The 15,511-nt window shown below is 28.0% G+C and carries 14 protein-coding genes and 1 pseudogene; 9 read left to right on the forward strand and 6 right to left on the reverse strand.

Features of this window, described 5'->3' with window-relative positions:
• The first annotated feature begins 6 nt into the window (after positions 1-6).
• The 7 genes from ilvD (at position 7) to AAT22_RS01690 (ending at position 8,429) form a co-directional block, all read left to right on the forward strand.
• Positions 7-1,665 (forward strand): dihydroxy-acid dehydratase, encoded by a 1,659-nt coding sequence (ilvD, locus tag AAT22_RS01660; RefSeq protein WP_047000012.1) that lies wholly within the window; start codon positions 7-9, stop codon positions 1,663-1,665.
• Positions 1,666-2,397: 732 nt separating this feature from the next.
• A complete protein-coding gene (locus tag AAT22_RS01665; protein WP_047000013.1) occupies positions 2,398-3,522 on the forward strand; it encodes an RNA-guided endonuclease TnpB family protein in 1,125 nt (374 codons plus the stop codon).
• Between the two features lie 175 nt (positions 3,523-3,697).
• Positions 3,698-5,374, forward strand: coding sequence for a biosynthetic-type acetolactate synthase large subunit (gene ilvB / locus AAT22_RS01670; RefSeq protein ID WP_047000036.1), 1,677 nt, complete (start codon positions 3,698-3,700; stop codon positions 5,372-5,374).
• 12 nt (positions 5,375-5,386) lie between these two features.
• Entirely contained in the window at positions 5,387-6,391 is a 1,005-nt protein-coding gene (gene ilvC, locus AAT22_RS01675) for a ketol-acid reductoisomerase (RefSeq protein WP_047000014.1), read from the forward strand.
• A 103-nt stretch (positions 6,392-6,494) separates the two neighbouring features.
• Positions 6,495-6,923, forward strand: a complete 429-nt coding sequence (locus tag AAT22_RS01680) for a hypothetical protein (RefSeq protein WP_016205829.1) — start codon at positions 6,495-6,497, stop codon at positions 6,921-6,923.
• Positions 6,924-7,110: 187 nt separating this feature from the next.
• A complete protein-coding gene (gene menA, locus AAT22_RS01685) occupies positions 7,111-8,067 on the forward strand; it encodes a 1,4-dihydroxy-2-naphthoate polyprenyltransferase (RefSeq protein WP_047000015.1) in 957 nt (318 codons plus the stop codon).
• A gap of 122 nt (positions 8,068-8,189) precedes the next feature.
• On the forward strand, positions 8,190-8,429 hold the full coding sequence (locus AAT22_RS01690; RefSeq protein WP_047000016.1) for a GIY-YIG nuclease family protein: 240 nt from the start codon (positions 8,190-8,192) through the stop codon (positions 8,427-8,429).
• Positions 8,430-8,843: 414 nt separating this feature from the next.
• Here the strand turns inward: AAT22_RS01690 and AAT22_RS01695 are convergent, their stop codons facing one another.
• The 6 genes from AAT22_RS01695 to AAT22_RS01720 form a co-directional block, all read right to left on the reverse strand.
• On the reverse strand, positions 8,844-9,119 hold the full coding sequence (locus tag AAT22_RS01695) for a hypothetical protein (protein WP_047000017.1): 276 nt from the start codon (positions 9,117-9,119) through the stop codon (positions 8,844-8,846).
• A gap of 402 nt (positions 9,120-9,521) precedes the next feature.
• On the reverse strand, positions 9,522-9,734 hold the full coding sequence (locus AAT22_RS01705) for a hypothetical protein (protein WP_047000019.1): 213 nt from the start codon (positions 9,732-9,734) through the stop codon (positions 9,522-9,524).
• Positions 9,735-9,755: 21 nt separating this feature from the next.
• Complete coding sequence (locus AAT22_RS01710; RefSeq protein WP_156174265.1) at positions 9,756-9,980, reverse strand: hypothetical protein; 225 nt, start codon at positions 9,978-9,980, stop codon at positions 9,756-9,758.
• Positions 9,981-10,081: 101 nt separating this feature from the next.
• Entirely contained in the window at positions 10,082-10,249 is a 168-nt protein-coding gene (locus AAT22_RS19390) for a hypothetical protein (RefSeq protein ID WP_242849770.1), read from the reverse strand.
• 23 nt (positions 10,250-10,272) lie between these two features.
• On the reverse strand, positions 10,273-10,548 hold the full coding sequence (locus tag AAT22_RS19395) for a hypothetical protein (protein WP_242849771.1): 276 nt from the start codon (positions 10,546-10,548) through the stop codon (positions 10,273-10,275).
• Between the two features lie 319 nt (positions 10,549-10,867).
• Entirely contained in the window at positions 10,868-11,947 is a 1,080-nt protein-coding gene (locus tag AAT22_RS01720) for an IS30 family transposase (RefSeq protein ID WP_172654995.1), read from the reverse strand.
• Between the two features lie 491 nt (positions 11,948-12,438).
• Between AAT22_RS01720 and AAT22_RS01725 the strand changes: the two are divergent.
• Both AAT22_RS01725 and AAT22_RS01730 read left to right on the forward strand, forming a co-directional pair.
• A pseudogene (locus AAT22_RS01725) lies at positions 12,439-13,689 on the forward strand (ABC transporter transmembrane domain-containing protein); the annotation flags it as partial.
• 548 nt (positions 13,690-14,237) lie between these two features.
• Positions 14,238-15,488 carry a hypothetical protein gene (locus AAT22_RS01730; protein WP_156174267.1) on the forward strand — a complete coding sequence of 417 codons (1,251 nt, stop codon included), beginning with the start codon at positions 14,238-14,240 and terminating at the stop codon, positions 15,486-15,488.
• The last annotated feature ends 23 nt before the right edge of the window (positions 15,489-15,511 follow it).

Genomic DNA, 15,511 nt, shown 5'->3' on the forward strand with positions numbered 1-15,511 from the left:
AGTTATTTGAGAAGTGACGTAGTTAAAAAAGGACCATCAAGGGCTCCTCATAGATCATTACTAAAGGCTACAGGTCTTACAGATGAAGAAATAGATAGACCATTAATTGGAGTTGTAACATCACAAAATGATATAATTCCAGGTCATATAAATTTAGATAAAATAGTTGAAGCAGTTAAAAAAGGGGTATTACTATCAGGTGGAACACCTTTGGTATTCCCAACTATAGGAGTATGTGATGGTATTGCAATGGGACATGAAGGAATGAAGTATTCCTTAGTTACAAGAGAGCTTATAGCAGATACCATAGAGTGTATGGTCAAGGCTCATGGATTTGATGCATTAGTTTTAATACCAAATTGTGATAAAATTGTTCCAGGTATGATAATGGCAGCATTAAGACTAAACATTCCAGCGATTGTTGTGAGTGGAGGGCCAATGCTTGCAGGGAAATTTAAGGGCAAAGAAGTATCACTTTCAACTATGTTTGAAGCAGTTGGGGCTTATGAGAATGGGACTATGTTAGAGGGAGATTTATGTGAACTTGAAAACAAGGCATGTCCAACATGCGGATCATGTTCAGGAATGTTTACAGCAAATTCAATGAATTGCTTAGCAGAAGTACTAGGGTTGGCGTTACCTGGTAATGGAACTATACCAGCAGTTTATTCAGAAAGAATGAGACTTGCTAAATATGCAGGTATGAAAATAATGAATTTACTAGAAAAAGATATAAAACCACGAGATATAGTTAATGAAAAATCTATAAAGAATGCTTTAACAGTTGATATGGCTTTAGGATGTTCAACAAATAGCGTACTTCATCTAACTGCAATTGCAAATGAAGCAAAAGTTGAATTGAATTTAGATATTATTAATGAGGTATCTTCAAAAACTCCAAACCTTTGTAAATTAGCACCAGCATCAGACACGCATATAGAAGATTTATACTGGGCAGGTGGAGTTCAAGCTGTTATGAAGGAGCTTTCAAAGAAGGATTTACTTAATTTAGATTGTATAACAGCAACTTCAAATACACATAAAGAAAACTTAAAAGGTGTAGTAGTAAATGATAATAATGTAATAAGAAGTATAGATAAACCTTATAGCAATACAGGTGGTATTCAAGTATTAAAAGGAAACCTAGCAGAAGCTGGAGCTGTAGTTAAAAAGTCAGCAGTACTAGAAGAAATGCTAACACATAAAGGTCCGGCAAGAGTATTTGATTCTGAAGAAGAGGCAATCGAAGCAATTCTATCTAAAAAAGTAATAAAAGGTGATGTAGTAGTGATAAGATATGAAGGTCCAAAAGGTGGACCAGGAATGAGAGAAATGTTATCCCCAACATCAGCAATAGCAGGTATGGGATTAGATAAATATGTGGCATTAATAACAGATGGAAGATTCAGTGGGGCAACAAAAGGAGCTGCAATAGGACACGTTTCCCCAGAAGCAGCAGAAGGAGGAACCATAGCCTTAGTAGAAGAAGGCGATATTATTTCAATAGATATTTTAAAAGGAAAGTTAGAACTTTTAGTAGGCGATGATGTACTAGAAAAAAGAAGAATGAATTTAAAGCCTTATGAACCAAAAGTAAAAGAAGGTTATTTAGCAAGATATTCAAAACTAGTAACATCAGCAAGTACAGGAGCTATACTTAAATAATTAAAAAGAGGGGGGTAACTAACAGTTACAAATAAGTTATAAAAAGCTATAAAATGCTTTTAAATTTTATAACTTAGAAAATTGTTGACAGCCTCCCATGTTCATAAAGAGCATGGAGTGCGTTTAAGATAAACGCCAAAACTCCTTTAATTGCTGGAAACTCGTAAAGCTAACTAAACCACAACATAATAATGAAATAAATATAGGTGTGATGGTTACGAAAGTAGAAAAAATTAGTTAGATGGCATAAGGTTAAATCCTAAGTGCCAGTACAATCGACAATCAGCAGGTAAGCTTCGAATAGAAGAAACTTCAACGACTATTCCGTGATGGAAGTACACTCAAGTGGGTGGAAATGGGGAGCATCCAACCTATACAAAGTATAGAGGATGGTGATATAGTCTACGCTCATATGAAAGTATGAGAAGTTCATAGGTTGCAAGACCTTGAGAACTGGCTAGGAGTAACGAACCTAGTTGAATAAGCATAAAACTTGTAAGAATTTATAAATATATAAAATTTTAAGAATAGTAATTAAAAATATCAAAATACTATCTTATTCTTCTTAAGAAAGTTTTAAAAATCTTTATGTTTTATTTAGTTCAAAGTTGGTATGATATCTATTAAAATTTTTACGCTCCCAAAAACTTTTATATTTTACTTAGTACCATAAAAAGTACTTAAAATGGCAAAACTAAGTATATAAAATATAAAGTTAAAGGAGGTGGAAGCTTGTTAAAAGCAAGAAAAATAAGATTATTACCAACAAAGGAACAAGAAATATTAATGTTTAAATCAATAGGTTGTAGTAGATTTACTTATAATTGGGCTTTGAATAAATGTATTTTAGCTTATGAACAAGGTGAAAAATATTCAATGTCAAATATAAGAAAAGAATTTACAAAACTAAAAAAGAAAGAAGATTTTAAGTGGTTAAATGAAGTTTCAAATAAAACAATGGTTGAAAGTATGAGAAATTTAGATAAAGCATTTAAGTCTTTCTTTAAAAATAAAAGTTGTTATCCTAAATTTAAAACTAAGAGAAAATCTAGTAAATCTTTTTATGTTAGATATGAGCATCTTTATTTTAAAGATAATATTTGTAATATAGAAAAGATAGGAAAGGTAAAGTTTAAAACAAATTATAAAATACCTAGTTGTAACTATAGTAATCCTTATTGCAGCTTTGACGGAAAGTACTGGTATTTAAGTTTTGGAATTGAAGTAGAAGAAAACCAAACTACTTTAAATGAAGATTTATCTATTGGAATTGATTTAGGGATAAAGGATTTAGCAACTATAAATGTGCTAGATAAACCTATTAAAAACATTAATAAAACTAAAAGAGTAAAAAAATTAAATAAAAGATTAAGAAGATTACAAAGACAAGTATCAAGAAAATATGAAGCAAATAAGGAAGGAAATAAATTTATTAAAACTAATAATATTATAAAATTAGAAAAACAAATAAAATTACTTTATAGAAAACTATCTAATATAAGAAATAATCACATTCATCAAGCTACAAATAAAATAATAAAAATGTATCCATTTAGAATAGTTATGGAAAGTTTAAATATAGGTGGAATGATGAAAAATAAACATTTATCTAAAGCAATAGCAGAGCAAGGCTTTTATGAATTTATAAGAAAAATAAAATATAAATGTAAATTTAATAAAATAAAATTTATTCAAGTAGATAAGTTTTATCCTAGCTCAAAAACTTGCAGCTGTTGTGGAAGTATAAAGAAAGATTTAAAATTAAAAGATAGAGTTTATAGATGTGAAAAATGTGGTTTAGAAATAGATAGAGATAAAAATGCTTCAATTAATCTTGGTAATTATGGATTAGTGTAGGTGAATTTCGAGAAATTACTAATCTTAGTAGGATGCGTTGTATCCGAATTTAAGCCTTTTGAGAACTACACCAAACTAGAGTAGATTTTTAAATCAAAATAGAGTTTGATGAAGAAGGAATTAAAGTAAAATTTATATGTTTATAACCTTTTATAAGTTTTATGCAACGGTATTTATGTTTTTGACAGGAGCTGAAATATTAATTAAGTCTCTCTTAGATGAGGGTGTTGACACTATATTTGGTTATCCTGGTGGAGCTGTTCTTAATATATATGATGAATTATACAAGTATAGAGATAAAATAACTCATATATTAACAGCTCATGAACAGGGGGCAGCACATGCGGCAGATGGTTATGCTAGAGCAACTGGAAAAGTTGGGGTATGTTTAGCTACATCTGGACCGGGAGCAACTAATCTTGTTACAGGGATTGCAACGGCATATATGGACTCTATACCTATGGTTGCTATAACTGGAAATGTAACAAAGCAGCTTTTAGGAAGAGATAGTTTTCAAGAAGTAGATATAACAGGAATAACTATACCAATAACAAAGCATAATTATATAGTTAAGGATGTTAATGATTTACAAAAAATAATTAAGGAAGCCTTTTATATAGCAAAGGAAGGAAGACCAGGACCAGTATTAATAGATATACCAAAGGACATAACAGCAACTAAGACAAAATATGAAGCAATAACTCCAAAAAAGGTTGAAAGAAAAACTAAGCATATAACTGATAAAGCTTTAGAAGAAGTAGCTGCTTTAATAAATGAAGCAGAAAATCCTTTTATTTATGCTGGAGGAGGAATAGTTGCATCAGAAGCCTTTGAAGAACTTAGAGAATTTGTTGAAAAAATAAATTCACCAATAGCAACTTCTCTTATGGGGACATCAGCTATACAGTATAATCATCCCTTATATACAGGAATGATAGGAATGCATGGAACTAAAGCATCTAATATTTTAGCTTCAAAGTGTGATTTAGTAATAACTTTAGGAGCAAGGTTTAGTGATAGAGTTGTAAGCAATGAAAATAGTTTGAAAAATGCAAAGATAATTCATATAGATGTAGATCCAGCAGAAATTAATAAAAATGTTAAGGTAGATTCTTTTATAGTTGGAGATTTGAAAATCGTTCTTCAAAGATTGATACCATTATTAAAGGAAAAGAAAAATGAAGAATGGTTAGAAAAAATGAGGGAATTAAAGGGTTTAGACGTTAAGGAAACCTCTATTACTGGTGAACTAACTCCAGAATTCTTATTTAGAAAATTAAGTGAACTAGATGATGGAAGCTTTGTTATTACAACAGAAGTTGGACAGCATCAAATGTGGGCGGCACAGTATTTTAATTATAAAAAACCGAGAAGTTTCATATCCTCAGGGGGACTTGGAACAATGGGATTTGGACTTGGAGCATCAATTGGAGCTCAAATAGCATTAAAAAATAAGCAAGTTTTTAATATAGCTGGTGATGGAAGCTTTGGAATGAATTGTAATGAATTAGTTACAGCTGTTAAAAATAATTTACCTGTAATAGTAATTATATTAAACAATAATTCATTAGGAATGGTTAGGCAATGGCAGAACTTTTTCTATGAAGCAAGGTATTCATCAACAACTTTAAATAGATCAACTGATTTTGTTAAACTAATAGAAGCTTTTGGAGGAAGAGGTTTTAGAGTATATGAAAAAGAAGAATTAGAACCTATCTTAAATGAAGCTTTAGAATTTAAGGGGCCAGTTGTAATAGATTATGTTATTCATAATGATAAAAAAGTGTTTCCTATGGTTGCACCTGGTGCAGCAATTGATGAAATAATAAGCGAAGAAGATATAGATAATTAGGGGGTTAAAAAAATGGCAAAAATGTATTATGAAAAGGACACAAATTTAGAATTATTAAAGGGGAAAAAGGTTGCTATCGTTGGATATGGTAGCCAAGGACATGCACATGCATTAAATTTACATGATAGTGGAGTTGATGTAGTAGTTGGACTTTATGAAGGAAGTAAGTCTTGGGAAAGAGCAGAAAAGTCAGGGCTACAGGTTGCAACTGTTGCTGAAGCTTCAAAAGAAGCTGATGTAGTAGTTATATTATTACCAGACGAAAAACAAGCAAAGGTATATAAATCAGAAATAGCACCAAACTTAGAAGCTGGAAACTCATTAGTATTTGCTCATGGATTTAATATTCACTATGGTCAAATAGTTCCACCAGAAAATGTAAATGTATTTATGTGTGCACCAAAGGGACCTGGGCATATGGTAAGAAGAACTTATACAGAAGGCTCAGGAGTACCTTGTTTAATAGCTGTATATCAAGATGCTACAGGAAATGCTCGCGATTTAGCATTAGCATATTCAAATGGCGTAGGGGGAGCTAGAGCAGGTGTTTTAGAGACTACATTTAAAGATGAAACTGAAACAGATCTTTTCGGAGAACAAGCAGTTTTATGTGGCGGATGCACAGCACTTATAAAAGCAGGATTTGAAACTTTGGTAGAAGCAGGATATGCACCAGAAAATGCATATTTTGAGTGCTTACATGAAATGAAGTTAATTGTAGATTTACTATATCAAGGTGGAATGGCTATGATGAGATATTCTATATCAGATACAGCTGAATATGGTGATTATATGGTAGGAAATAGAATAGTAACAGAAGAAACAAAGAAGGAAATGAAAAAAGTTTTAACAGAAATTCAAGATGGAACTTTTGCTAAAAATTGGTTGTTAGAAAATCAAGTTGGAAGACCAATTTTTAATGCAAGAAGAAAAATGGAAGCAAATCATCCAATTGAAAAAGTAGGACAAGAATTGAGAGAAATGATGAGTTGGATAGATACTAAAAAATTAGATTAAGATAATAGTGAAGTTGTTATGTTTTATTATACATAACAACTTTACTTTATATAAAACTAAATTATGGTATAATATAAATAGGTATAAACAAAGGAGGATGGCTATGTTTTTAGGTGAATTTAATAAAGATATAGGTACTGCATATATCAATCTACTTATAGAATTTGCTTTAGTAGATGATAAAGTTGAAAAAAAGGAAAGAGAACTAATTGAAAGAGCTTTAAAAGAAATGAGTATGGAGAATTTAGAGTTAGAAGATATTAGTCATGAAGAAACTATACAAATTCTCAAGGATTCAGGAGAAAGAATAATAAATATAGTATTTTTTGAATTAATGAGGGTTGCATTAGCTGATGCAGAATATGAAATGTCAGAGGTAAGATTTTTAGATGATTTAGCAGAGGAACTAAACATATCAAGAGTAAAAAGATTCCAAATGGCGGACTATTTCTTTAATCATACAGAATATGATGAAAGTGGTTTAGAGAGTCAAGAATCTGCTAAACTAGAAGCACAAGCATTTTTAAATTAAAAAGGGTATAGACCATTTGTACTCTTTAGGAAATTATAAAAAGATTACCCTTTGAATAACCTTTTTATAATTTCCTTCCTTTTTGCTATTTTACTTAAATAAGTCTATTAACTTTTAATTTTATAAGACTATAATGATGCAGATTATTAATTGAAACATATATATTATACTTTTAGGAGGAATAATTTTGAATATAGTAAGTTTTTTTAAATTAGTAGAAATACAAACTAAAGTAGCAAGTGTAATTCCTTTCTTATTAGGAACCTTTTATACTTTATATAGATATGATAATTTTAATATAAAAAATGCAATAATAATGTTTGCATCAATGATTATATTTGATATGACAACTACAGCGATAAATAATTATATGGATTATGCAAAGGCAGTAAAGAAAGAAGGATATGGATATGAAACCCATAATGCCATAGTTAATTATAACTTAAATCCAAGATTAGTTAGATTAACTATTTATATTATGCTTGCTTTAGCTACTTTTTTAGGATTATTATTAGTAAAAAATACAAACATAATAGTTTTATTAGTTGGAGCAGTTTCATTTGTTATAGGGATTACATATTCCTTTGGACCAATTCCAATATCAAGAACACCTTTTGGAGAAATTCTTTCAGGGCTTGCAATGGGATTTATAATAACATTTTTAGCTATTTACATACATATATTTGATTTGAAAATTCTATCAATTAGTTTTAGTAATTTAAATAATGTATCAATTAATTTAAATATAGTTGAATTAATATATATTTTTATAATTAGTTTACCTTTAATCATGGGAATAGCAAATATAATGCTTGCAAACAACATTTGTGATATAGAGGATGATATAGTTAATAAAAGATACACTCTTCCAATATATATTGGTAAAGAAAATGCCCTAAAGGTATTTAAATGGATATATTATATTGGCTTTATAGCTATAGTAGCAGGGGTATTACTTAGAATACTTCCAATAGTTTCAATAGTAACCTTATTAGCCTTAAAGATAGTACAAAAAAACATAAATAAATTTAATAAAATTCAAACTAAGAAAGACACTTTTATATTAGCAGTAAAAAATTGTGTTATAATGAATGCATTTTATGCATTAACTGTATTAGTTGGAGTTATTTTATCTTATATCTAATATTAAAGAAATTATTATGATAATTTCCATAGTAAATTTGCGGCGAAAAATATATAAACAATGATTTTGTAAATAAGTAAACTTCTATAGAAATTTTAAACTACAGGATTCTAGGAGAAAAGATGAATTACATATATATACTAAAATGCTCAGATAATACTTTATACACAGGGTGGACAACAGATTTAGAAAAGAGACTTAAAGTTCACAATACTGGAAAAGGAGCTAAATATACAAGAGTCAGGTTACCGGTTGAAATAGTATATTTTGAAGAATTCGAATATAAAAAAGATGCAATGAAAAGGGAATATGCAATAAAACAATTATCTAGAAATGAAAAACTAAAACTAATAAACGGATAGATAGAGAAATGAAAAAATGAAAGAATGAAGAAATGAAAGAATTTATGTGAATAATAGATTTAATATAACTAAGAACAAGTTATAAAAACCATGTATTAAAATTGGTATAGTTAAATTGCTTGTATAATTGTATATTAAAGCAAATATTATTCCTGAAAATCCTGCAAGTAGGCTTTGAATAAGATGTCCAGAAAATGCTTATCAATATTATTTACCTCCAATATTAAGTATAAAGGAGTTATAGATAAATATCCTTTATATAGTTTTTAAAATTTGTGTATTCTTACATAATTATTTAAATATTAATAGTATTAAATAAGCCTTAATGAGATTAATATCACTAAGGCTTTATATTCATATGAAATTTCATTTAATGAAATGTAATTTTCAAAGTTTTAATGTAGTATAAAATAATTATAATATTGAAAATATTGATAATGTAGCTCCTAATATTAGGATTAAGGATAATATGGTAGATAATATTCCTAAAGCAAATTGCTTTTTAAAAGATATTCTACTATATCTCTTAAATTTAAATTTCCCATTTATAAGAGTAGAAATACTTATTAAGAGTAGAATTATTTGAGGAACTATATTATATAATTTACTATAAATCATTACTAAAATGATTAAAATAAAAGAAATGGTTATAAATATATTATTTAATCTATTATATAGTTTTTCATTCATATAAATCCTCCTTACTACTTTGAAAAAATATTATATTTTTGATTAATTAAATAGATAATATCAAAAATTAACAATATAGTTATTATTATTTTAAAAACCACTAACAGTATTTGAGGTAGAGAAGTATATATAATAACATTATTTATTAAAATTAAAAGTGTTAAAATATAAAATTTATTATAAAACTTATTATATAAGTTTATTAATTTTTTTTTGTTAATATAGATTATGAGAAATAATAAAAAAATTGAACCAAGTAAGCATATCAAATCAGTAGAAGTCTTAAATCTAGTTAATTGGAAAAATATACTCATAGTTCCTATTATTATTATAATATATAACTTCATTATACTCCTTTTTATTAAGATTAAGCATTATTAGAAATGCTTAATCTTAACTTTTTTATTTTAAAATATTTCCAATAGAAACAGCGGAACCTATTAAGCCTAAGTTGTATAATCCTATAAGTCCAATTGTAGCAGGAATAGAAACTGGGGTCGAAGCAAGATATGCAATGCTTCCAATTGCAAGTGCTCCACATGCTAATAAAGCATCCCAATCTCCAGATCCACCACCTGTTATAATTTCTAAATCTTTTTCACATAAATCAATCATTTTTCTCCTCCTTAATTTTAATTAAGCATATTTGTAACCACCCAAAGGTTTGTTTATATGATATTGGAAATATGGAGAATCAATATATCCGATAAAAGTGCTTCTACCATATACATTGTATAGAAATAAGGTTACTATATCAGCAGCACTTCCCCATGTACTTGAATCGGATAAATCTAAATTTGACCCACCAGTAATACTTTCTAAGTGGTTTAGATCTAGAGTTTCAAAATTCGTCATTTTCATTTTCTCCTTTCTATATTTAATTTTATATACTACTTACTTAATAATATATATATAATAAACTCCTTAATTTTGGCGCCTTCTATAAGGAGAGTATTAACTAATTAAAGAATATTAGGACTTATAGATACATAAGCCTCAGTTTGGAAATTATCCATTTCTTCTGGAGTTTTTGCTTCTTTAATATTTACTGTATATAAAGAACTTATAGGCATTAGTTTATTATCTTGTATATGCTTTTGTAGATTTATGATTGTATTTTGAAAAGTCATAGGATTACCCTTATGACTTGCTTTTAGGCAATTTGTAAGTTTAAATTCTTTTTTAGCTTGTACATATTAGTTTCAGTAAATTCTTTATCCACTGGTATTAAAACTTCAATATCCATAGTAGGCATCATAGCTTGAGTTACTGAATATGTTGTTGAAATTTTAGGACCAACTATCGTTAAGTTATTTTTCTTAATAAAATTATCTATATCATTCATTTCTTTTTGGACTTCAGCTTGTGTTAGTTGTTTTCTAAATGATAATAGATTTTTTAAATACAATTCTTGACCAATTTCTATCATATGTTTTCCTCCGTTATTTTTATACATATATATAACATACTTATTAAAACTTTACAAAAAGTATAATAACAGGTTAAATGAAAAACTAACTTCCGTTTTAGCTTAAGCTATTGTAACTGCAAGGCTAAAGTCAGTTTTTAGACTTAAATTTAGTGGTCAAAAGACCTAAAATAAGCTATAATTTTCATATAGATAATCTTTTTTTAGGGTTTTTAAGCATGCTTAACAAGCCTACGGAAATTGCTTGCAAAACTAAGTTCCGTTTGATTCACTTTTGCATGATTAAGTTCCGTTGATACTTGCCCTAGATTTTGATATCTTATTTTTTAATAAGTTCAGGCTTTAGATGTACTTCATCTGCTGTGATGTGTTTTAGATAGAGCTTGTCTAGCAGTGAGTTATCTAATAGCATTTGGGCTAGTTTAAATGGCGTATTTCCGTTTAAACTAGCTCTCGCTGTACTATTGATATGGTTCATCATTAAGGTAATATCTTCTTGAGTCCTATTATTTAAAGATTTTCCTTTAGGTATTATATACCTTATGTATTCATGATTCTTTTCTACGTGTGGCTTCTGATAAGAAGCCATAGGGTTACAGTAGAATATTTTTGTTCTTTGATTTCCTTCAGTATCTAATTCCAAAGCTTCTGGTTTTTTAAATTCAGAGCCGTTATCTGTTAGAATAACAGGAAAGCTACGTTTAAAAACTTCATGACCTAATACCTCATATAGCTTGTCTATGACGCCTTTAACAGCCATCTGGCTACAGTTATCAATAATGAAAGCTAGCATTAATGAACAGTTTCTAAACATAAAAGTGAGAAGCACTTTGCCACTTCGTGTGCCGTGGACGGTATCCATCTCTACTACAGGAAGATTAGGATTATCCTCAATAAACTTAACAAAGTCATTAAATGTTCTTCCAACTCTATCAGTTGATTCTTTAATTACAGGAAGTGTAGATTTCTTTCTAGGCTTATATTTCACTTTTCTAGGCAAATCAATGTTTCTAGCTGTAAAAGCATTTTTATCAAAATAATAATATAAAGTTCTTTCACAGCAATTTATCTCCTCTTTATGATGAGTAAAAATATGAGATATTGACTGACCTTTTAAAATAAGTGGTGAAATTACTTCATCAATCTTTTTAAGCTCATTTGAAGTTATATTAAGCCCTTCTCTAGATGCGACTAATAGTTCCTTATACTTTGTATCTGCAACTTTAGCTTTATAATAGCTCTTTTCAGCGGTACACGTAGTGACTGTGCTGCAACTATTGCAAACATATGGGTAGCGGTTAAGTTTAGAGCACTTCTTGACTGAATATTCATTACAAGTTCTATAACAGTTTATAAATCTACATTTCTTACATTGCTTACCACAGCCACTATTACACAAGCTTGTCTTAGTGCAATTTTTTCGGTGTTGGCATGATTGTATATAATTTTCTTTTCGTTTACTTGCTTTAAGAAATCTATTCCGCCTAATCTCTTTAGAGATAGTAGTTGGATCCTTCTTAACTCTTTCAGCGATTTCTTTTAATGTGTAATTTTGATCTAACCCATATTCGATTATGAGTCTATCTTCTATCTTAAGGTGTTTTCTGTTTTCCTTTGCATAAATCTTTGTTTGACATAATTACTCCTCCTAATATGCTAAGGACAAATATCATTTTAATTATATCAAACTCTTTGCATAATTAATTTCCGTTTAACTTTAAAAGCGGAAGTTACTTTTTCAATTTACATTATTGAAAAATTTACAAAAAGATATAATAACATGTTTACAATAAAAAGTAAATATTTTACAATAAAAATATATTATTACATTATTTCATTTTTATTGTATAAGAGTAAATTAATATAAACAAAGGGAAAGAGGTTTGAAGTATGATTATATTTAAAAAATATCATTGTATAAAACAACATGATATAAAAGATTGTGGAGCTGCTTGCCTTGCAACTATAGCTAAACAATATGGGTTAAAGATTCCAATATCAAAAATTAGAGAAGTTGCAGGAACTGATATGAATGGAACATCAGCTTATGGAGTAATTAAAGCAGCTGAAAAATTAGGTTTTACTGCAAAAGGAGTAAAAGCATCAAAGCCAAAGGATGTTTTTTCTGAATTTCCAAAGCCTGCAATAGCACATGTTATTATGGATGGAGCTCTTTTACATTATGTTGTAATACATAATGTGAGTAAAGAAGAGATATTGATTGCAGATCCAGGAAAGGGAATAGTTAAATATACTCCAGAAGAGTTTTTGAAAATATGGACTGGAGTATTAATAATTATGGTTCCAGCTCCTAGCTTTGAAAAAGGAAATGAAACTAAGGGGTTATTTCAAAGATTTTGGGGACTTATAAAAGTTCAAAAAAATTTACTAAGCAATATATTTATATCATCTGTACTTATAACCTTATTAGGTATTATAGGTTCTTTTTATTTTAAATTTTTATTAGATGATATATTACCTAATAATTTAAATAAAAGTTTATTAGTAATATCTTTAGCTATGATTGGACTAGCTGTATTTAAGATAATATCGGAATTCTTTAGAAGTCTTTTATTAATTCATATGTCGCAAAATATAGATGTTCCATTATTACTTGGATATTATAATCATGTAATTGATCTTCCAATGAATTTTTTTGGAACAAGAAAGGTTGGAGAAATAATATCAAGATTTAATGATGCAGGAAAAATAAGAGATGCAATATCATCAGTTACACTTACTTTAATGATAGATACTTTAATGGCTGTTGTAGGTGGAGTTATTCTTTATATGCAAAGTTCAAAGTTATTTTGGCTTTGTTTTATTCCAATAGTATTATATTTAGCATTAGTATTTGTGTTTAAAAAGTCCTTAGAAGATGTAAATAGAAGTGTTATGGAAGACAATTCAAAACTAATTTCATATTTAGTAGAATCTATAGAAGGTATAGAAACAGTTAAAGCTTTTAATGGGGAAAGGAGAGTAAATTTAGAAACTGAAAAGAAATTTATTAGATTTATAAAGTCAGTATTTAAGTATGGATATATAAATAATCTTCAAGGTTCTTTGAAAAATACAGTTAAAGGAATATTCGGAATATGCATACTGTGGATTGGAGCTTACTTAGCTTTAAAGGGGGAGGAATTATAATCAGAAGATAATAATATTATATTAAAATACTTACTGGGTTGTTTACTAAGTTATAATTACTAGATAATATAGTATGAAAATTTTAAAATTAAAAAAGAGGATGTTGTAAGACTGATTTTAATACTACTACAGCATATTATAGAAATTACGAAAAGATTGGATTATATATAAAATTCAAAATTGGTTTTTATATATTTATTTGTTGTTATTTGTTTAAATTCGTGTATATATTTAGAAAATAATATCTTATATAAACAGAAATTTAATGAAAGATAGTTCTAAAAGTCTATAAAAAAGCCTAAATTTATGAATTTACTCATTTATTATAGAATCTATTACCTATTTATGATTTATATTCAATAAGGGCTAGTATTTTAAATTTTGTTATTAACAAATTTATGATTAAATAAAGTGCTAATAAATATTATATATTTAGTGTAAGGAGTTAAATGGGAATGGGGATATTTAGAAGGTCTGTTATATGTTTTTTTTGCTTATTATGCCTTTTTTTATGTGGTTGTGGAATCAAAGAGACAAATGTGAAAATTAATGAAGATTCAAAAATATATTTAGCAGCAGTAGAAGAGTTAGAAGATTACTTTGAAACCAATGCTTTTTTATATAGGAATTCTTCGAAAGGGGAATGGAAGAATTCATTAAATAATTTAAAAGAAGATATAAAAAGTAATAAAATAAATGAAAGTGATTTTTTTTATAGAATGCAGGAAATATGTGCTTCTTTAAAAAATGGCCACTCCTTTTGTGGCAAAATAAATTATAATGAAGAAAAAATTTTTCCAATAAGAGGGGATTACTATGATGATAAATTTTATATAGTAGTTGCGGATGGTGAGTATAAAGATATATTAGGTGCTCAAGTTATTTCTATAAATGGAATAGATTTTGAAGATATTGAAAAGGAGTATTCTAGAATAATTTCAGCAGAAAATAATCAAAGATTAAAAGGCATAATTTCTAGTAGTGGATTTGTTGAATCAGAATTTAAGTATTTAGGAATATGGAAAGAAAATAATATATTTGAAGTGAAAAAATTAAATGGTGAAACAGAAAAAGTTAATATGCAGACTGTAAGTTATGAAGACTATGTTGCTATTATGAAAGATATTAACAATTATTTAGCATATGATAAGAGAATTAATTCCATTGAGAATAAGAAGCCAGAAAATGCGCATAATCAATATTGGTACACTCTTGATAAAGAAAATAGAATACTATATTTCCAATATAACACTTGTTTCGATAAAAATGATACAAAAATTATTTCTCCAATTCAAGATTTAAGTTTTTATCCTGATTTTTCTGATTTTAGTAAGGAACTAAGGGAATTTATGAATGCTAATTTAGAAGCTTTTGATAAAATAGTAGTAGATGTTTCAGTCAATGGTGGTGGAAATAAGGAACATTTTGATTCATTTATAAATTTTAATCTTGGTATTTTTAATTCTAAAAAAGTTTATGCCATAATGTCAAAAGATACTTTTTCGGCAGGAGTTTTAGCAGTAAATACATTAGTTGAAAAATGTAATGCAACTATGATAGGTGAGGAAACAGGTGGCTCAATAGAAATGTATGCTGTTGAATATAAGAAATCAGAAAATCTTCCAATATGGTTTGCTAATGGAAAGCACTATGTCGATGTACTTAAATATGCAGGTAAAAATTCTAGTGATAATATGAGAGGGGCCATTCCTGATATAAAAGTAACAAAAACTATTGATGATATCATTAATGGGGTCAATCCATATTATCAAGCAGTGATTGATAATTAACTTTAGTAATAGAATAAATTTAT

The sequence above is a fragment of the Clostridium sp. C8 genome, assembly GCF_001010885.1.
Taxonomy (GTDB): Bacteria; Bacillota; Clostridia; order Clostridiales; family Clostridiaceae; genus Clostridium; species Clostridium sartagoforme.